Annotated in this window: 2 protein-coding genes; both read right to left on the bottom strand. The window is 40.0% G+C overall.

All coding sequences use genetic code 11. The annotated features are described in order from the left end of the window. Window positions 1-219 precede the first annotated feature (219 nt). Complete coding sequence (locus FTV03_RS17370) at window positions 220-1,569, bottom strand: aromatic acid/H+ symport family MFS transporter (protein WP_180022954.1); 1,350 nt, start codon at window positions 1,567-1,569, stop codon at window positions 220-222. A gap of 407 nt (window positions 1,570-1,976) precedes the next feature. Continuing rightward, window positions 1,977-2,528, bottom strand: a complete 552-nt coding sequence (locus tag FTV03_RS17365; RefSeq protein WP_180042377.1) for a DUF4256 domain-containing protein — start codon at window positions 2,526-2,528, stop codon at window positions 1,977-1,979. Window positions 2,529-2,840: the final 312 nt, after the last annotated feature.

Genomic DNA, 2,840 nt, shown 5'->3' with positions numbered 1-2,840 from the left:
GTTTGATGCAGGCTTGTTTCAATCCAATTTAAATCAATAAGTTCACAAAAATGGTTGAGTGATGGGAGAGAATGTTCAAGAGTGGATTCTAAATGTTCAGATAAAGACATAAAAAAATGAGCGTATTCACATACACTCATTTTTACTACATTTTACTAAAATTTGCTTAACTGACTGGCATTACCCTTTCGGAGGCTTTTCTTTTTAAAGAATCACAACTTAGGCTTTCGCTGTAGATGCCTCTTTAACATCAATTTTATCACTGTCGTTTTCATGCATGATCAATGCAACCGCGATCGCAGTAATCAGTACAGGTAAACCCACCGCCATAAAGTTGAAATGCGCAGGTAAGTTCATACCGAGCAAACCACCAATCAGAATCGGCCCTACAATCGCGCCCATACGACCAATTGCAGAAGACCAACCAATACCCGTCGAACGTACAGCAAGTGGGTAATACTGCGCCACATAGCTGTACAGCAGCATTTGCGAACCAATAGATGCAGCACCTGCCAAGAACACCAAAATGTATAGCAAGAACTGATTTGATTGGAAGCCCATCAAGCTCATCACAATCGCGCCCATCATACCCAAAACCATCAGCACAGGTTTTAAATGGAAACGGTCAGCCAAAATACCGCCGCCAACAATACCCACAACTGCGCCCACGTTCATGACCATCATAAACATTAAGCTGTTATCCATAGAATAACCGGCTGCCATCATCAGTTTTGGTAACCAGCTGCTTAGCGCATACATGGTCAATAGGCACGTAAAGAACGCCACCCAAAACAATAATGTATTTACGGCACGACCACGGCGGAATAAACTCACCACGTTAGCAGCTTCAGGCACGCTTTCTTGAGGCAAAGTGAACACTGTATTTTCAGTCACTTTCACTTCAGGTGCTAAGCGCTTCACGATACTGCGGGCTTTTTCCTGTTTGTTTTCTTTCACCATAAATGCCAAAGATTCTGGTAAAAATCTCCAAATCACAGGTAAAAGGAAAAGTGGAATACCCGCAATAAAGAACATGATTTGCCAACCAAAGTCAGGGGTGAACCATGAACCTAAAAGTGCCGCCATCACACCACCGACTGCATAACCACTAAACATCGTCGTTACTAGTGTACTACGCATCTTCTGCGGCGCGTATTCAGACGTTAAAGCCACAAGGTTAGGCATTACACCGCCAATCCCTAAACCAGCCAAGAAACGCAAAATACCAAATTCTGTTGGATTCGACGCAAAACCACCGGCAAAGGTCAAACCACTAAATAAAACGATACAGATCATAATGACTTTTTTACGGCCAATCTTATCCGCTAAAGAACCAAAGAACATGGCACCAAACATCATGCCTGCGAGCGCAGTACTGGCAAGCATCCCCGCTTGCATTGCACTTAAGCCCCAGTCTTGCATCAATAATGGTAAAACCACGCCATTAATCGCTAAATCGTAGCCATCAAATAAAATAATCAATAAGCACCAAGCCACTACATTGAAGTGGAACGGGGTAAATTTAGCCTTATCGACTACAGAATTTATGTCTATTTTTTCCGTTGTCATCGTTCTCATCTCCCATGAGTACTTGTCCATAACATTCATTGAATTTTTAAGTAAAATTCAACAGCCACGGAATATACGGAACAGTGTTTTCTAGGGATATTAGACGTATGTTTAATAAATCTAGTCGCTTATAAGTACATGTTAATTGTGTTATTTTTCATGCTTTAGTTTAATTATTAAACATTATCAATATATGATTATTTAACTGATTTTTTTAAATAATAATACCCTTATTTTCAGGCCTAATTCTTCTATTCTTTCATTAAACTTCAGAACGACACACCATCATTTATTTCTATCTTTAGTTTAGAAAAATTTTAAATGTCTAAAAAACAAACGCAATTACATCTTTAGAAAAGCTCGCTTTAACGCACTTGATTGTTTTAAAAACATTTATAGCACTGAGATTAAGCGATCACCAGCTTACAGCGAAATCCACGAGACGCATAATATGACTGCGCGCCATTATGGTAGCTAAATACATGATCATAACGTCGATCACAAAACAGTGCCCCGCCCTTTTGCCGAATATCCGCTGGCGTCACAATCCAGCTCGAAGTCTTTAAATCGAAATGAAAAACTTGCTGTATCGCTCGATAGTCTTCTTCTGTCAGTAGCTCAGCACCGATGTCTCGCACCATATCTATAACGTTATTTTGGGGAGGATGATCCTTCCGATTCTCCAAGGCATCACGGTCATAACACAAGCTTCGTCTAAGCTTTGGTGACTCTAAGCTGCAATCATAAAATATCAGGTCTTGAGATTGCTGATTCAGCGTCACAATATCTGGCTCACCGCCTGTTTTTTCCATTTCGATTAAAATTTTTAGTTTTGAGGGCTGTGCTATCAATTGTTTTTTTACATCATCCCAAAGTAATTCTGGATGCCGCTGCATATTTGCCTCAAAGCGTTGCTGCAATATCTCTAAAATAGAGACTTCATCGAGATCTTGGAGCATTTGCACATCCTATTGTTTTTATACCTTGGCGACTAAACTTCACTATAAAGAATATAGGCTTGCCTTGATGTAAATTTTTAGCGCTGTTTAGCCTCATTCTTTTTTAATATCTCTCGTTTTCCTATTTTTGTGCTTTAGCTTTTTCTACTTTTATAACGTTCTTTTCCTTTTTTCTTTTTTCTCCCCGCATAAAAAAACACCCCCTGAGATATCAGGGGGTGTTTCGAATAATGAGCTGGCGATGACTTACTCTCACATGGGTAACCCCACACTACCATCAGCGCTAAGAGGTTTCACTTCTGAGTTCGGGAA

The organism is Acinetobacter sp. YH12218 (assembly GCF_013417925.1).
In the GTDB taxonomy this organism is placed as follows: Bacteria; Pseudomonadota; Gammaproteobacteria; order Pseudomonadales; family Moraxellaceae; genus Acinetobacter; species Acinetobacter amyesii.
Note: the sequence above shows the minus strand (reverse complement) of the source record. Positions and strands in the feature narration are given on the sequence as shown.